Below are 14,231 nucleotides of genomic sequence, written 5' to 3' on the forward strand. Positions count from 1 at the left end.
CGAAGCGTCATCCGGAGGCCCTTCGACTCCGAATCATGTTTGAACGGGAGCACCACGTTCTGTAAACGCGATATTGACTCGGGTTTCCGACGAAGGGAAGCTGTCATAGTGGCCTCCACGCACGCCGTCCCCCCCCACGTGCCGCACCGCGCCGCCGCGAGGCTGAGATATCCGCGCCTACGCCACGGAGGCCCGGCATGCGACCAGTGACCGTGAGCGCGCTGACGCTGGCGCAGGTCCAGCAGAGCCACGGCAGGACGTGGGAGATCCTGGACTTCTACGGCGGCTGGGTGGCCTACCGGCGTCACCCGTGGTCCAGCGCCGCCGCGGCGTTCGGCGTCTCCAACGTGCTCGGCGCCGACAACCTGGAGGACCTGGCCCGCCAGCTCGACGAGCAGGCCGCGGCCGAGGCGCGCCGCAAGAGCCGCCATCCCCCCACCGGGGCGGGCTGAGACGTACGGGCCCCGTCGGCCACCGCCGTCCTCCCCTTGGCCCGGCGTCCCGCGGCGACGCGGGCGACCGGGCCACGGAAGGCGCCTGGGCGGGTGTCCCGCCCAGGCGTGTGGAGGCCCGTCCGATCACGCGCAGTTCCACCGGATGCCCTGGAAGGTCTTGTGCCTGGACCACTTCCAGGACCTGGTGTGGCCGTAGCTCGCCACGATGCACGGGCTGTCGGGACCGTAGGCCTCCCTGACCTGGAAGCTGATGCCCCCGCGGCAGTTCTTGTTCGTGACGTAGACGGTCTGCGTGACGGTCCCGACGGTGTGCCGCCAAGGCCCGCACCACTTGGCCGCCTTCGCCTGGCTTGAGGAGGCCGCGGCACTGGTGGACGCGGAGGCGGTGGAGGCCGTGCTCTGGGCGTTCGCCGAGGGGGCGGACGCCACCAGGCCGGCGCCTGCGGCGGCGATGGTCAGCGCGGCGAGGGAGGTGCGGAGCCGGGCGCGAGTCGCGATCATTGTCGGCTTCCTCTCATCTGGTCGTTGCCTGGACGAGAGGAAGGTAGGACGTAGCGTGTTGACTCCGTGTTGAGGATGCGTTGAGTCAGCGGGAGAGCAGGACGAGCGCCGCCTCGCGGCCCTGCTCGTCGCCCACGGAGTCGAAGGCCTTCAGTGCTTCCCCGGCCATTTCGCGGGCCAGGCCGCCCGCCCCCTCCGCATGGTTCACCCGGGCGAGCGCCAGCAGGGCGTGCGCGTCGAGCAGCCGGTCGCCGAGCCGTACGGCGATGCCCCTCGCCTTCTCCGCGCATTCCCTGGCCTCGGGCACCTGGCGCTGCGCCAGCCGTACCGAGGCCAGCTCCAGCAGGGTGTCGGCGTGGCGGTGACGATCACCGAGACCGGCGAAGTGCCCGGCGGCGCCGGCGAGCCGCTGGGCCGCCTCCTCCGGGCGCCCGGCCCTGTGCAGCACCGTGCCGAGCGCCTGCAGTGCCTCCGCGGTGCCCCTGGCGCTGCCGCCCAGGGCGTGCAGGCACGCGGTGAGAGTGCGCTCGGCCTCGCCGAGGCGGCCCTGATCCAGAAGCACCTGGCCGAGCCTGCGCTGGGTGTGCGCCACGTCGCGGCTCCTGCCTTCGCGCCGGAGCATGTCCAGCGCCCGCGTGAGCAGGTCCGAGGCCTGGTCCCACCGGCGCCGGGCCCGGTGCAGGTCGCCCTGGTCGCGAAGGATCAGCGCCTCGGCGCGGACGTCGCCGGTACGGCGGGCCGCGTTCAGGCCCGTCTCGCAGACCTGGTGCCAGTCGTCGAGGAACCTCCACCGTTCCAGGAAGGGCACGAGCAGGTGCGCGAGCCGCCACGCGCCGTCGTCGAGGAGGACCCCGTGCAGGTCGTCGACCAGGCAGACCAGGAAGGCCCGCTCGGCGGCCAGCCACTCCACCGACTCCTTGATGTCCCTGGTGGCGAAGTTCCCCGGGGAGGGGGCGCTGGAGACGAGGGTGAACCTCGAAGTCCGCACCCGGGCCACGGCGACGGCCTGGAGCTTCGCGAGCTCGGCGCGCACGACCTGCACGCCGTCCTCCTCCACCAGCCGTTCGCGGGCGAAGAGCCGGGTCAGATCGTGCAGCCGGTAGCGGACCTGGCCGGCCACGTCCACGGTGTGCGCCTCCAGCAGGCCGGCGTCGAGGAGTGCGTCCGCCTGGTCGCCGAAGATCTGGGCGGCCCAGTCGGCGACGTCGGGGGCGGACAACGTCCCGAGCAGGCGGAGCAGGCGCCTGGCCTCCCGCGACAGCCCGTCGTAGCCGATGGCGTACACGCTTCTGACCGTCTGGTCGCCCGAATGGAGCCGGTCCAGCCGCCTGGACTCGTCCTCCAGCAGGCCGGCCAGGTAGCCGGGGGTCCAGCCGGGCCTGGCGGCGAGGCGGGAGCCGGCGACTCGCAGGGCGATCGGCAGGCCGCCGCAGAAGCGCACCACCTTCCGCACCCCCTCGTCCTCCGCGCGCTCCTGCCCGATCAGCTTGACGAGCAGGCCGCACGCCTCGTCGTCGTCGAGCACGCCGAGCGGCACCCGCATGGCGCCGGTGAGCCCGCCGAGCGCGGACCTGCTCGTCACGATGGTCGGGCAGGAGGTGAGCAGCGGCCGCACCTGGGACTCGTCGGCGGCGTTGTCGAGCAGCACGAGCATGCGGCGGTTGGCGGTGTAGGTGCGCAGGAGCTTCTGCCTCTGGTCGAAGGCCGCGGGGACGGCCTGGGCGGGGCAGCCGAGCCAGCGCAGGAAGTCCTCCAGGATCGCGGCCGGCCTCGTCGACTCGCGCAGGTCGGCGTAGAGGATGCCGTCGGGGAAGCGGTCGCGATGCCGCCAGGCGGCGTGCACGGCGAGGGCCGACTTGCCCACGCCGGCCTGGCCGTGCACGACGACCAGGCCGGAGATCATCTGGTCGAGCAGGTCGGCCCGGCCGGTGAAGTGGGCCACGTCGCGCGGCAGCAGCACCGGCGGACCCGCCGAGACGTGCAGCATGACGTCGTCGTGCAGCATGCGGTGGTAGAGCAGCTGCAGCTCGGGATCGGGTTCGATGGCGTGCCCGTCGTCGAGCTGGTCACGCAGGGCGCGATAGGAGGCGAGCGCCTCCACGCGCCGCCCGCTGCGGTACAGCGCGAGCATGTACAGGCCGCGTAAGCTCTGCCGCAGCGGGTGCCGCGCCACGAGCGTCCCGAGCTCGGCCAGCAGCGTGCGGTGGTGGCCCCCCTCCAGATCGAGGTCGATCCGGCGTTCCACGGCGAACAGGCGGAGCTCTTCGAGCTCCTCGCGCAGCCGCCGTGTCTCGGCCCAGCGTTGGGCGTCGGGGTCGACGTCGGCTAGGACGGGGCCGCGCCACAGGCTCAGCGCCTCCCGCAGCTTCGCGCCGTCGCGACCGCTCGTGCCCTCGTGCACGAGCCGCCGGAAGCGGCCGACATCGACCTGGTGGTCCTCGATGGCAAGGGTGTAGGTGCCCGACACGGTGGTGATGACGTCCTTGCCCACGAGCTGCCGCAGCCGGCCGATGTAGCCGCGGATCAGGGAGTCGGACCTGTCGCCGTCCTCTCGCGGCCACAGCAGCTGACGCAACCGCCCGGCGGTGAGCGGTCTGCGCGCGTTGAGCAGGAACAGTGCCAGCAGATCACGGTGCTTCGGCACGGTCGGCGTGCGATCCTCCGCGCCGTCACGTACCTCTAATGGCCCCATAATCCGGAATTCCACGGGCAGATCCTCCCGATCATCGGCCTAGCGGCGGTCGGGGGCCTCGCCGTACTGGTGGATGAGCGCGCGCAGCTCGGTCACGGCCTTCTGCGAGCGGCTCTTCTCGGCGCCCTGGATGCCCATGGCGCCGACGCTGGAGCCGTCCGCGAGGTCGAGCTTGGGCCACGGCTCCCCCTCGGGGAGGTTCACCCCGAGCACTTCGGGCCATTCGTACCGGTGGACCCGTACGGCGTTGACGACCGTCACGCCCCGCTCGTCGGCCTCGACGCGCAGCCGCCCGAGCAGGTGCAGGACGAACGCGACCAGGCAGCCGAAGACCACCAGGCCGATCTTGTCGGGCAGCTTGAACGGCGGAGGCAGGAGCACCGCGAGCACGATCGAACCGGCCACCATCACGGTGGCGAAGCCGTACGCCAGGATCCGGGCGCGGCGCGGACGCCAGATGACCGGCAGGGGCGGGAGGTCGCTCTCAGGCACGGCGGCCCGTCCGGTGGGCGCGGCAGGTGGATCGGCGCGGCAAGTTCCTCATCCCTTCAGATCACGCAGGACCAGAGCTGTCTCGAGCGCCGCGACCGTTGCCTCGTATCCCTTGTCCTCGTGACTTCCGGGCAGGCCCGCACGGTCGACGGCCTGATCAAGGTTGTCACACGTGAGGACCCCGTTGCCCACCGGAGTCGACTCGTCCAGGGACACCCGGGTCAGTCCCGATGTGACCGAGTCGCAGACGTACTGGAAGTGGGCCGTCTCGCCCCGCACCACGACGCCGAGCGCGACGACGGCGTCGCACCGCCGGGCGAGGGCCTGCGCGACGACCGGGATCTCCAGCGAGCCCGCCACCCGCACCGCCACGCTGGCCGCGCCGCACTCCTCGGCGGCCCGCTCCGCGCGGGCCAGGAGCTGGTCGGTGATCCGCTCGTGCCACCGGGCGACCACGATGCCCACGGTCAGCCCCCGCGCGGCGACGGGGGTGGGCTGGGGGCGTCCCTCGCCGCTCATCGGCCCTCCCCGCGGAGCTCTCGCTTCCACCGGCCGCGTGTGGTGCGTTCGACCCCGCTCATCGGACTCCTTCGATCTGGTGGCCGAGCCTGTCGCGCTTGGCCGTGAGGTACTTGATGTTGTACTCGTTGGCGGCCACCGGCATGGGCGCGCGGCCGAGCACCTTGATGCCGTAGCCGTCGAGGCCGCGCAGCTTCGCGGGGTTGTTGGTCAGCACCCGCACCGACTTGACCCCGAGGTCGGCCAGCATCTGGCCGGCGTTGGAGAACTCGCGCGCGTCCACGGGAAGGCCGAGCTCCAGGTTGGCGTCCACGGTGTCGCTGCCGTTGTCCTGGAGACTGTAGGCCTTCAGCTTGGCCAGCAGCCCGATGCCGCGCCCCTCGTGGCCGCGCAGGTAGACGATGACGCCCCTGCCCTCCGCCGCGACGGCGCGCATGGCGTGGTCGAGCTGCACGCCGCAGTCGCAGCGCAGCGAGCCGAGGACGTCGCCGGTCAGGCACTCGGAGTGCGCGCGCACCAGGATGTTCTCGCCGTCGCCGAGGTCCCCGTAGACCAGGGCCATGTGCTCGCCGCCGTCGATGCCGCTGGAGAAGCCGTACGCGCGCCACAGGCCGTACCGGTTCGGGATCTCGGTGACGGCGACCCGCACGACCACGCGCTCGGTGCGGCGGCGGTGCTCCGCCAGCTGCTCGATGGAGACGAGCGCGAGGTCGTGCTCGTCGGCGAACCTGCGCAGCTCGGGCAGCCGTGCCATCGTCCCGTCGTCGTTGACGATCTCGGCGAGCACCCCCGCGGGGGTGAGCCCGCCGAGCCGCGCCAGGTCGACGGCCGCCTCGGTGTGGCCGCGGCGGGCGAGCACCCCGCCGTTGTGGTAGCGCAGGGGGAAGATGTGGCCGGGACGTACGAGGTCGAAGGGCTCGGTGGCCGAGTCCGCGAGGGTGCGGATGGTCTTCGCCCTGTCGGCGGCGGAGATGCCGGTGGTCACGCCGTCGCGCGCGTCCACGCTGATCGTGTACGCCGTGCGGAGCCGCTCGCGGTTCTGGTGGACCATCAGCGGCAGGCCGAGCCGGTCGAGGTCCTCGCCCAGCATGGGGACGCAGATGACGCCGCTGGTGTAGCGGATCGTGAAGGCCAGCAGCTCGGGGGTGGCCTTGGACGCGGCGAAGATGATGTCGCCCTCGTTCTCGCGGTTCTCGTCGTCGACGACCACGACGGGCCGGCCCTCGCGTATGTCGCCGATCGCGCGCTCGATCGGGTCGAGCGTGATGTCGCTCATGCTGTGACTACCTCCAGCCGGCGGCTGTACTGCCGCCGCCATTCGCGGATCCCGAGCAGAACCATGACGAAGAAGACGCCGTAGACCACGCCGGAGACGACGAGGCCGGAGCTGAACGCCAGGGGGACGCCGACCACGTCCACCGCGATCCAGATCCACCAGAAGTCGATCAGCGCCCGGCCCTGGGCGTAGGTGGCGATGGCGCTGCCGACGAAGATGTAGGCGTCGGGGACGGGGGCCCACGACCACCCGGTCACGGTGAAGAAGAGGGCGACCAGCGCCGTGGCGGCCACCATGACCGCGACCAGCGTGACCCGCTCGCGGGTGCTCCCCGGACGTACGGGCAGCGTCTTGCCCTCCTTGATGCCCCGCGACCAGCGGAACCACCCGTACAGGGCGAGCACGCCGAACATCGCCTGCTTCAGCGCGTTTCCGGTGATGTGCGCCTCGATCGAGGCGGCGAACAGCAGCACCGACCCGGCCAGTTGCACGGGCCAGGTCCAGATGGTGCGCTTCATCGCCAGCCACACGGTCGCGAGCGCGCAGATGTTCCCGACCAGGTCGGCCCAGAGCACGTGCTGGCCCGCCAGGGTGAAGCCCGCCTCGGCCCAGCTCACGACGCGGCTCCCTGGGCGTGCGCGCCGACGAGCTTCTCGACGTACTTGGCGATCACGTCGACCTCGAGGTTCACCGGGTCGCCCGGCCGCTTGAAGCCGAGCGTGGTGAGCTGGAGCGTGGTGGGGATGAGGCTCACGGCGAACCGGTCGTCCTCGACGCTGACCACGGTCAGGCTGATGCCGTCGACGGCGATCGACCCCTTCTCGACCACGTAGCGGCCGAGGCCGGGCGGAAGCGAGACGCGCACGACCTCCCAGTGCTCGGCGGGCTCGCGGGACAGCACCTCGCCGGTGCCGTCCACGTGGCCCTGCACGATGTGGCCGCCGAGCCGCTGGTCGGCGCGCACGGCACGTTCGAGGTTGACCCGCGTGCCGGGGGTGAGGGAGCCGAGCGAGCTGCGGTCGAGGGTCTCCTTCATCACGTCGGCGGTGAAGGTGTCGCCGCCGGCGTCCACGACGGTCAGGCAGACCCCGTTGACCGCGATGGACTCGCCGTGGCGGGCGCCGGGGGCGACGATCTCGCCGCGGATCGAGAAGCGCGCCGCGTCGGGCAGCACCTCGATCCCGGCGAGCTCGCCGAGCTCCTCAACGATTCCAGTGAACATCAACGCTCCTTATGCGATGCGACCGTGCGGGGAGCCGGAAGCCCGGGCCGATCGGATCCTGCGTGAGGAAGCAACCCATGAGGACCCGCGCGTCTTCCACGGCGACAGGGGAAGCCGGGGAAGAGGCGAGGACGGCGCCGGGCGCGCGTGAGCCACCCATGGCGGGCACAGCGGGAACGGCGGCGGAAGGCGCGGCGCGCTGGAACGCGCGGCACGCGGTGATGTCCGGTCGGCCCACCCGGCCCCTCCTACTCGCCAGTAGCTTGCTGCCACGGCGGGCCCCGGGGTGATCGGGTGCGGCACACGCACCACGGAGGCGTCCGGCGACCTGGTCGCCGAACGCTCGCGCGCTTCCTCCCATCCGGACTTTAACCGTCGGTCCCGGAATTCCACCGGGTCCACCGGCCGATGGACTCGGCCGGGTCGCGGACTGTCACCGCCGGTTCGGAATTTCACCGACCCCGGAGCACGCTGCTCTGCCTATCAGTGTGCCATGTCCCGCAAAGCGGACGTAACCCTCACGACCCCCTACTTTAACCAAGCGCTTGCTAGGTGGGGTCACCCTGGTTCTGGACCCAGCGCAGTGCGTTGGGGTCGTCCAGCCGGAACCGCTCGCCGAGGGGTCGGGGTCGGGCGCGGCCGGCGACGCGTGGATCCGGCACACCCGGGCTCCGGCTCTGGCCGCCTCTTGGCGCCGTACGTGCGCACCCGTACCTATACATATGGCAACTTGGCGGTTAAACGGGGTGATTCCGTCATGACGGTGTCGTGCTTGTGTCACAGAATCGTGACAATTCAAATTGCACGCGTTCGGTAGTCTGTCCCACGACATCGCCGCAGGTCAATGGGTTTGGGGACACAACCTGATTGACATTGCACAACGAACCACGAAATCGTGTAAAGGATGAGTCGCGGACATTGACCAACGGGTAATAAATTGCCAAGGTTCCCTCAAGTCACGATTTACTGCGATCGATCTCTGGTGGCACCCGCACAATGACTCTCCCCTCACAGGCCGCGACCGAGGCCGGTTCCGACCCCGTCGACGCCGTCCCGGCCGCGACGGCCGGCGCGGGCGGCTCTCCCCTGGTGGGCCGCTCCCCCGCTCAGCTCATGTGGCGGCGCTTTCGCCGTGACCGCACCGGGGTGGTGTCCGCCGTCATCGTGGCCTTCTTCTTCCTGGTCGCGATCCTCGCACCGGTGATCGCGTGGCTGTACGGCAAGGATCCGTACACCACCTACGGTCAGAACTCGCCGGGACTGCTCAACGAGTACGGCTACCCGATCGCCCCCAACGGAGGCGTCAGCGGCGACTTCTGGTTCGGCCTGGAGCCGGGCCTCGGCCGCGACGTGTTCATGCAGCTCGTCTACGGCATCCGCACGTCACTGTCCATCGCGATCGTCGTCACGATCGTCACGACGATCATCGGCGTCGTGATGGGCATCTGGTCGGGCTACGTCGGAGGCAAGACCGACTACGTGATCGGCCGCGTCATCGACACGCTGCTGGCGTTCCCCTCCCAGCTGTTCCTCATCGTGTTCCTGCCGGTCGTCGAGGCGGCGTTCGTGACCCCGGAGGAGGAGACGCCGATCTGGCTGCGCTACGTCTCCATCTGCGTGGTGCTCACCGTGCTCGGCTGGGCGACCATCTCCCGCCTCCTGCGCTCGCAGGTGCTCTCCCTTCGCGAGCGCGAGTTCATCGAGGCGGCCAGGGTGACCGGGGCCTCGCCGTTCCGGATCATCTTCAAGGAACTGCTGCCCAACCTGTGGACGCCGATCATCATCCAGTCCACGCTCGCGCTGCCGCTGTACGTCGGCGCGGAGGCCGGGCTCGGGTTCCTCGGCGTCGGCATGACCGAGCCGACCCCCGACTGGGGGCGCATGTTCCTGGTCGGCTCGAACGTCTACCACCAGGACATCACCTATCTGGTCTTCCCCGGTGTGTCCATGGTGATCTTCGTCGTCGCCTTCAACCTGCTCGGAGACTCCCTGAGGGACGCCTTCGACCCCAAGACCCGGCGATAGCCGTCCACCCGCTGACCTGCTGACCAGGACCAGCAAGCACATGATCAGGAAGGTCGATATGACATTCGCACCCAGGAGGGCCACCACCGCGGTGGTGATCCTCACGGCCGGGGCCCTCGCGCTGGCCGGTTGCGCCAAGGGCGGTGGCGGCGGTCCCGTCGCGTCGGGTGGCGCCGCCGCGACGCCGACCAAGACGCAGGCGGCCGTCAGCACCATCGTCGTCGGCACGGCCGAGGACTCGCAGGGCCCGGCCACCGCGGTCGCGGGCGCCAAGCCGGGAGGCACGGTCAACATGATCGACCGTGACGACTTCTCGCACCTCGACCCGGGCCGCATCTACCTGAACTACAACGCCACGGCCTCCAAGCTGTTCACCCGGCAGCTGACCGGCTACCGCACCGGCGCCGACGGCATCAAGCTGGTCGGCGACCTCGCCACCGACACCGGCACCACGACCGACGGCGGCAAGACGTGGAAGTTCACCCTCAAGGACGGCCTGAAGTGGCAGGACGGCACGCCGATCACCTCGGCTGACATCAAGTACAGCGTCGAGCGCCTGTACGCGCCGTTCATCACCGAGGGCCCGACCTACGTCCAGCAGTGGCTGGTCAAGGGCGACTACCGCAAGGCGTACGAGGGCCCGTACAAGGGCAAGTCGCTGGACGCGATCGAGACCCCGGACGAGAAGACGGTCGTCTTCAACCTGCAGGACGCGCACCCCGACTTCAACTTCACGGTCGCCATGACCGGCTACGGAGTGGTGCCCAAGGCGCAGGACACCAAGGAGAAGTACGACAAGAAGCCCTTCTCCTCCGGGCCGTACCAGATCGAGAGCCATGTGACCGACAAGTCCCTGGACCTCGTGCGCAACCCGAACTGGGACCCGAAGACCGACCCGATCCGCAACGCGTACCCCGACAAGTGGCACATGGAGTTCGGCGTCCAGGCGCAGAACTCCACCGAGCGCTTCCTCGCGGACTCCGGGGCGGACAAGACGGCGATGACCTTCCACAACGCCATCGCGGCCGAGCGCGTGCAGGAGGTGCTGAACAACGCCGAAGCCATGAAGCGCTCGATCCAGGGCCTGACGCCGTTCACCACCTTCTACAACATCAACACCAAGCGCATCACGAACGTGAAGGTCCGCCAGGCGATCATCAAGGCCTGGCCGTCCAAGCAGCTCCAGCTGATCTCGGGCGGTGAGGTCAACACCGGCAAGATCGCCACCACGGTGATGAGCCCGACGGTCCTCGGCTACGAGTCCTTCGACCTGTACGGCATGCTGGCCAAGCCCACCGGCGACCCCGAGGCCGCCAAGGCGCTGCTGAAGGAGGCCGGCGAGCCGAACCCGACGGTCGTCTACGCCTACAACCAGACGCCGACGCAGGAGAAGATCACCGTCGCCATCAAGGACGCGCTGACCAAGGCCGGCTTCAACGTCGTGGCCAAGCCGCTCAACCCGGCGACCTTCTACGACGCCATCGGCCCGGTGGACAACAAGTTCGACATCTACTGGGGCGGCTGGGCGGCCGACTGGCCGACCGGTTCGACCGCGATCCAGCCGCTGTTCGACGGCCGGCTGATCGCGGACAACGCGTCCAACTACAGCCACCTCAACGTTCCGGAGATCAACACCGGAATCGACGCCGCGAACGCCATCACCGACGCGGCCGAGGCGGGCAAGGCCTGGGCCGCGCTCGACAGGAAGATCATGGAGCAGGCCGCCATCGTGCCCGAGTACTACCAGACCTACTTCGGTCTGTACGGCTCCGGGCTCGGCGGCGTGGAGTTCAGCGCGCTCGACGGCGAGCAGTCGCCGACGAACGTCTACGTCAAGTAGTCACCGGTCGCCGCCGTCCGGGCTCCGGCCCGGACGGCGGCTCTCAGTCCCACCCAGCAGGAGAAGAAGCCCGAGGCCATGTTCCGGTTTTTCGTCCGTCGACTCATCGGCGCAGTCGTGATCCTGCTGATCATCAGTGCCGTCACGTTCTTCCTCTTCTACGCGATCCCCCGCGACCCCGCGCGGGCGTTCTGCGGGAAGATCTGCCCACCCCAGAACCTCGCGCTGATCCGCCACAACCTGGGCATGGACGAGCCGCTCTTCCTGCAGTACTGGCACTGGTTGATCGGCATCTTCGCCGGGCGTGACCTCGTGCAGTTCGGCGAGTGCCCCGCGCCCTGCCTCGGCTACTCCTTCGCCACCCAGGAGCCGGTCTTCTCGGCCATCCTCGACCGCTTCCCCGTCACCCTCTCGGTGACCATCGGCGCGGCGGCCGTGCTCCTGAGCTTCGGCATCGTCACCGGCATGATCGCGGCCTGGCAGCAGGGGAAGCCGCTCGACAAGATCGCCAGCACGTCGTCGGTGATCGGCGCCTCGCTGCAGATCTACTTCGTCGGCCCCATCCTGGTCTTCTTCGTGGTGGACAGCCTCGGCCTGCTTCCCCGCCCCTCGTACATCCCGTTCACCGAGGACCCGCTCGGGTGGTTCGTCCACCTGCTGATCCCGTGGGTCGTGCTGTCGATCATCTTCACCGCCAACTACACCCGCATGACCCGGTCGGTGATGGTGGAGCAGCTCGCCGAGGACTACGTGCGCACGGCGCGGGCCAAGGGCATGTCGGGCCGCACGGTCTTCCTGCGGTTCGCCTGGCGCGGCGCGATGATCCCCATCGTCACCATCTTCGGCGTGGACCTCGCCACCCTCCTCGGCGGCGCCATCATCACCGAGCAGACGTTCACTCTGCACGGCATCGGCGAGCTGGCCGTGCGCGCCGTGCAGAACACCGACCTGCCCATGCTCCTCGGTGTCACCCTGGTGGGGGCGTTCGCGATCGTGCTGCTGAACATCGTGGTGGACGTCCTCTACGCCTTCATCGACCCGCGCGTCAGGCTGGTCTGACCGGCCATGCGCACAAGCCGTACGAATTCGAGGAGCAGCAAGTGACCACCGTCACCTGGGACCGCGAGCCCGCTACACCGCGTGGTCCCGGGCCGTTCCTGTCGGTCCGCGACCTGTCCGTGCAGTTCAGCACCGAGGACGGCATCGTCCACGCGGTGGACGGCCTCTCGTTCGACCTGGAGAAGGGCACCACCCTCGGCATCGTGGGCGAGTCCGGTTCGGGCAAGTCGGTCTCCAACCTGTCGATCCTCGGCCTGCACGACCCCTCCCACACCAAGATGGGCGGGGAGATCTGGCTGGAGGACCAGGAGCTCATCGGCGCCGACCGCGCCACGATGGAGAAGCTCCGGGGCAACAGGGTCGCCATGATCTTCCAGGACCCGCTGACCTCGCTGTCGCCGTATCACACGATCGGCCGGCAGATCTCCGAGGTCTACCGCAAGCACAAGGGCGCCGGCAAGAAGGACGCCCGGGCGCGGGCCATCGAGATGCTTGAGCGGGTGGGCATCCCGCACGCCAAGACCCGGGTGGACGACTATCCCCACCAGTTCTCGGGCGGCATGCGCCAGCGCGTCATGATCGCCATGTCGCTGGTGTGCGATCCTGACCTGCTCATCGCCGACGAGCCGACCACCGCCCTGGACGTCACCGTGCAGGCGCAGATCCTCGACCTGCTCAAGGACCTCCAGCAGGACTTCGGCACCTCCATCATCCTGATCACCCACGACCTCGGCGTGGTGGCCAAGACCGCGCACAACGTGCTGGTGATGTACGCGGGGCGGGCCGTCGAGCAGGGCAGCGTGCAGCAGGTGCTGCGCGAGCCGCACCATCCGTACACCTGGGGGCTGCTCGGCTCGATGCCGAAGCTGAACTCCAACGTGGACCTGCCGCTGCTGCCCGTGCGCGGCACGCCGCCCAGCCTGCTCAACCCCCCGCCGGGCTGTCCCTTCCACCCCCGGTGCGACTACCGCCAGTTGGTCGGCCCCGATCTGTGCGCCACCGAGCGGCCCGAGCTGTCCCCGGCCGAGGGGCACAGGGACGCCTGCTACCTGACGCTCGCGCAGAAGCGGGAAATCTTCGACGGCACGATCAAGGAACGACTGTGACCGAGACTCTGCTGGAGCTGTCCGGCCTGACCAAGCACTTCCCCGTCATGGGCGGGATGGTCTTCAAGCGCCAGGTCGGGCGCGTGCACGCCGTGGACGGCATCGACCTGACCGTGGCGACGGGCGAGGCCCTCGGCCTGGTGGGCGAGTCGGGATGCGGCAAGTCCACCACCGGCCGCCTGGTCGCCCGGCTGCTCGAACCCACGGACGGCACGATCCGCTACCGCGGCAACGACATCAGCCACGCCAGCCGCCGCGAGCTGAAGCCGATCCGCTCCGAGATCCAGATGATCTTCCAGGACCCGTACTCGTCGCTGAACCCGCGTCACACCGTGGGCACGATCATCAGCGGGCCGATGGAGGTCAACGGCATCCAGCCCGCCGGGGGGCGGCAGAAGCGCGTCCAGGAGCTGCTGGAGATCGTCGGCCTCAACCCCGAGCACTACAACCGGTTCCCCCACGAGTTCTCCGGCGGACAGCGGCAGCGCATCGGCGTCGCCCGCGCGCTCGCCCTCTCGCCCAAGCTCATCGTGGCCGACGAGCCGGTGTCCGCCCTGGACGTGTCGATCCAGGCCCAGGTGGTCAACCTCCTGCAGCAGCTCCAGCGCGACCTCGGCATCGCGTTCCTGTTCATCGCCCACGACCTCGCGGTGGTACGGCACGTCTCCCAGCGGGTGGCCGTGATGTACCTCGGCAAGATCGTCGAGGTGGGCGACCGGCAGTCGATCTACGAGCGGCCCCGCCACCCGTACACCCACGCGCTGCTGTCCGCCGTGCCCGAGGTGGCGGTGCCCGAGGACGGCGTGGCGACCGAGCGCATCCGCCTGGCCGGCGACGTGCCCTCGCCGATCGACCCGCCGTCCGGCTGCCGGTTCCGCACGCGGTGCTGGAAGGCCAAGGAGAAGTGCGCGGCCGAGGAGCCCCCGCTGATCCAGATCGGCGGCAACCACGACGGTCACCTCACCGCCTGCCACTTCCCCGAGGAGCCGACCATCCACGGCGAGAAGGAGATCGTCCTGGACCCGGCGCTCACCTCCTGAGTCC

At 69.8% G+C, this 14,231-nt stretch carries 13 protein-coding genes and 1 riboswitch; of the genes, 6 read left to right on the forward strand and 7 right to left on the reverse strand.

All coding sequences use genetic code 11. The annotated features are described in order from the left end of the window. The first annotated feature begins 197 nt into the window (after window positions 1-197). Entirely contained in the window at window positions 198-452 is a 255-nt protein-coding gene (locus OG589_RS21725) for a hypothetical protein (protein WP_405151747.1), read from the forward strand. Window positions 453-578: 126 nt separating this feature from the next. On the opposite strand, the gene OG589_RS21730 is transcribed toward OG589_RS21725, so the two are convergent. From OG589_RS21730 to OG589_RS21760, 7 genes are all read right to left on the reverse strand, one after another. Further along, the gene (locus OG589_RS21730; RefSeq protein ID WP_405151748.1) at window positions 579-956 is read right to left on the reverse strand and encodes a hypothetical protein; all 378 of its coding nucleotides are present in this window, start codon (window positions 954-956) and stop codon (window positions 579-581) included. A gap of 85 nt (window positions 957-1,041) precedes the next feature. After that, entirely contained in the window at window positions 1,042-3,600 is a 2,559-nt protein-coding gene (locus tag OG589_RS21735; protein ID WP_405151750.1) for a BTAD domain-containing putative transcriptional regulator, read from the reverse strand. Window positions 3,601-3,687: 87 nt separating this feature from the next. Continuing rightward, complete coding sequence (locus OG589_RS21740; protein WP_405151751.1) at window positions 3,688-4,140, reverse strand: PH domain-containing protein; 453 nt, start codon at window positions 4,138-4,140, stop codon at window positions 3,688-3,690. Between the two features lie 48 nt (window positions 4,141-4,188). Next, on the reverse strand, window positions 4,189-4,659 hold the full coding sequence (gene ribH, locus OG589_RS21745; protein WP_405151752.1) for a 6,7-dimethyl-8-ribityllumazine synthase: 471 nt from the start codon (window positions 4,657-4,659) through the stop codon (window positions 4,189-4,191). A 58-nt stretch (window positions 4,660-4,717) separates the two neighbouring features. After that, window positions 4,718-5,935, reverse strand: coding sequence for a bifunctional 3,4-dihydroxy-2-butanone-4-phosphate synthase/GTP cyclohydrolase II (locus tag OG589_RS21750; protein WP_405151753.1), 1,218 nt, complete (start codon window positions 5,933-5,935; stop codon window positions 4,718-4,720). Further along, window positions 5,932-6,552 (reverse strand): nicotinamide riboside transporter PnuC, encoded by a 621-nt coding sequence (locus OG589_RS21755; protein WP_405151755.1) that lies wholly within the window; start codon window positions 6,550-6,552, stop codon window positions 5,932-5,934. Before OG589_RS21755 ends, OG589_RS21750 begins: the two co-directional genes overlap by 4 nt. Continuing rightward, window positions 6,549-7,157 carry a riboflavin synthase gene (locus tag OG589_RS21760; protein WP_405151757.1) on the reverse strand — a complete coding sequence of 203 codons (609 nt, stop codon included), beginning with the start codon at window positions 7,155-7,157 and terminating at the stop codon, window positions 6,549-6,551. The genes OG589_RS21755 and OG589_RS21760 overlap by 4 nt, the downstream gene beginning before the upstream one ends. 343 nt (window positions 7,158-7,500) lie before the next feature. Further along, window positions 7,501-7,631: riboswitch (FMN riboswitch) on the reverse strand. A gap of 522 nt (window positions 7,632-8,153) precedes the next feature. Between OG589_RS21760 and OG589_RS21765 the strand changes: the two genes are divergently transcribed. From OG589_RS21765 to OG589_RS21785, 5 genes are all read left to right on the forward strand, one after another. After that, window positions 8,154-9,182 carry an ABC transporter permease gene (locus OG589_RS21765; protein WP_405151759.1) on the forward strand — a complete coding sequence of 343 codons (1,029 nt, stop codon included), beginning with the start codon at window positions 8,154-8,156 and terminating at the stop codon, window positions 9,180-9,182. A gap of 58 nt (window positions 9,183-9,240) precedes the next feature. Continuing rightward, entirely contained in the window at window positions 9,241-11,022 is a 1,782-nt protein-coding gene (locus OG589_RS21770) for an ABC transporter substrate-binding protein (protein ID WP_405151761.1), read from the forward strand. A gap of 78 nt (window positions 11,023-11,100) precedes the next feature. Further along, entirely contained in the window at window positions 11,101-12,081 is a 981-nt protein-coding gene (locus OG589_RS21775) for an ABC transporter permease (protein ID WP_405151763.1), read from the forward strand. Between the two features lie 41 nt (window positions 12,082-12,122). Further along, window positions 12,123-13,187, forward strand: a complete 1,065-nt coding sequence (locus OG589_RS21780) for an ABC transporter ATP-binding protein (protein ID WP_405151765.1) — start codon at window positions 12,123-12,125, stop codon at window positions 13,185-13,187. Further along, entirely contained in the window at window positions 13,184-14,227 is a 1,044-nt protein-coding gene (locus tag OG589_RS21785; RefSeq protein WP_405151767.1) for an ABC transporter ATP-binding protein, read from the forward strand. Before OG589_RS21780 ends, OG589_RS21785 begins: the two co-directional genes overlap by 4 nt. Window positions 14,228-14,231 lie beyond the last annotated feature (4 nt).

Origin of the sequence: Sphaerisporangium sp. NBC_01403 (assembly GCF_045040145.1) — a bacterium.
GTDB classification, from domain to species: domain Bacteria; phylum Actinomycetota; class Actinomycetes; order Streptosporangiales; family Streptosporangiaceae; genus Sphaerisporangium; species Sphaerisporangium viridialbum.

What these genes read in the sequence shown, in the direction of transcription:
- OG589_RS21725 (WP_405151747.1), top strand. Translation starts at nt 198, where the DNA reads ATGCGACCAGTGACCGTGAGCGCGCTGACGCTGGCGCAGGTCCAGCAG.
- OG589_RS21770 (WP_405151761.1), top strand. Translation starts at nt 9,241, where the DNA reads ATGACATTCGCACCCAGGAGGGCCACCACCGCGGTGGTGATCCTCACG.
- OG589_RS21750 (WP_405151753.1), bottom strand. Translation starts at nt 5,935, where the DNA reads ATGAGCGACATCACGCTCGACCCGATCGAGCGCGCGATCGGCGACATA.
- OG589_RS21730 (WP_405151748.1), bottom strand. Translation starts at nt 956, where the DNA reads ATGATCGCGACTCGCGCCCGGCTCCGCACCTCCCTCGCCGCGCTGACC.
- OG589_RS21760 (WP_405151757.1), bottom strand. Translation starts at nt 7,157, where the DNA reads ATGTTCACTGGAATCGTTGAGGAGCTCGGCGAGCTCGCCGGGATCGAG.
- ribH (WP_405151752.1), bottom strand. Translation starts at nt 4,659, where the DNA reads ATGAGCGGCGAGGGACGCCCCCAGCCCACCCCCGTCGCCGCGCGGGGG.
- OG589_RS21765 (WP_405151759.1), top strand. Translation starts at nt 8,154, where the DNA reads ATGACTCTCCCCTCACAGGCCGCGACCGAGGCCGGTTCCGACCCCGTC.
- OG589_RS21775 (WP_405151763.1), top strand. Translation starts at nt 11,101, where the DNA reads ATGTTCCGGTTTTTCGTCCGTCGACTCATCGGCGCAGTCGTGATCCTG.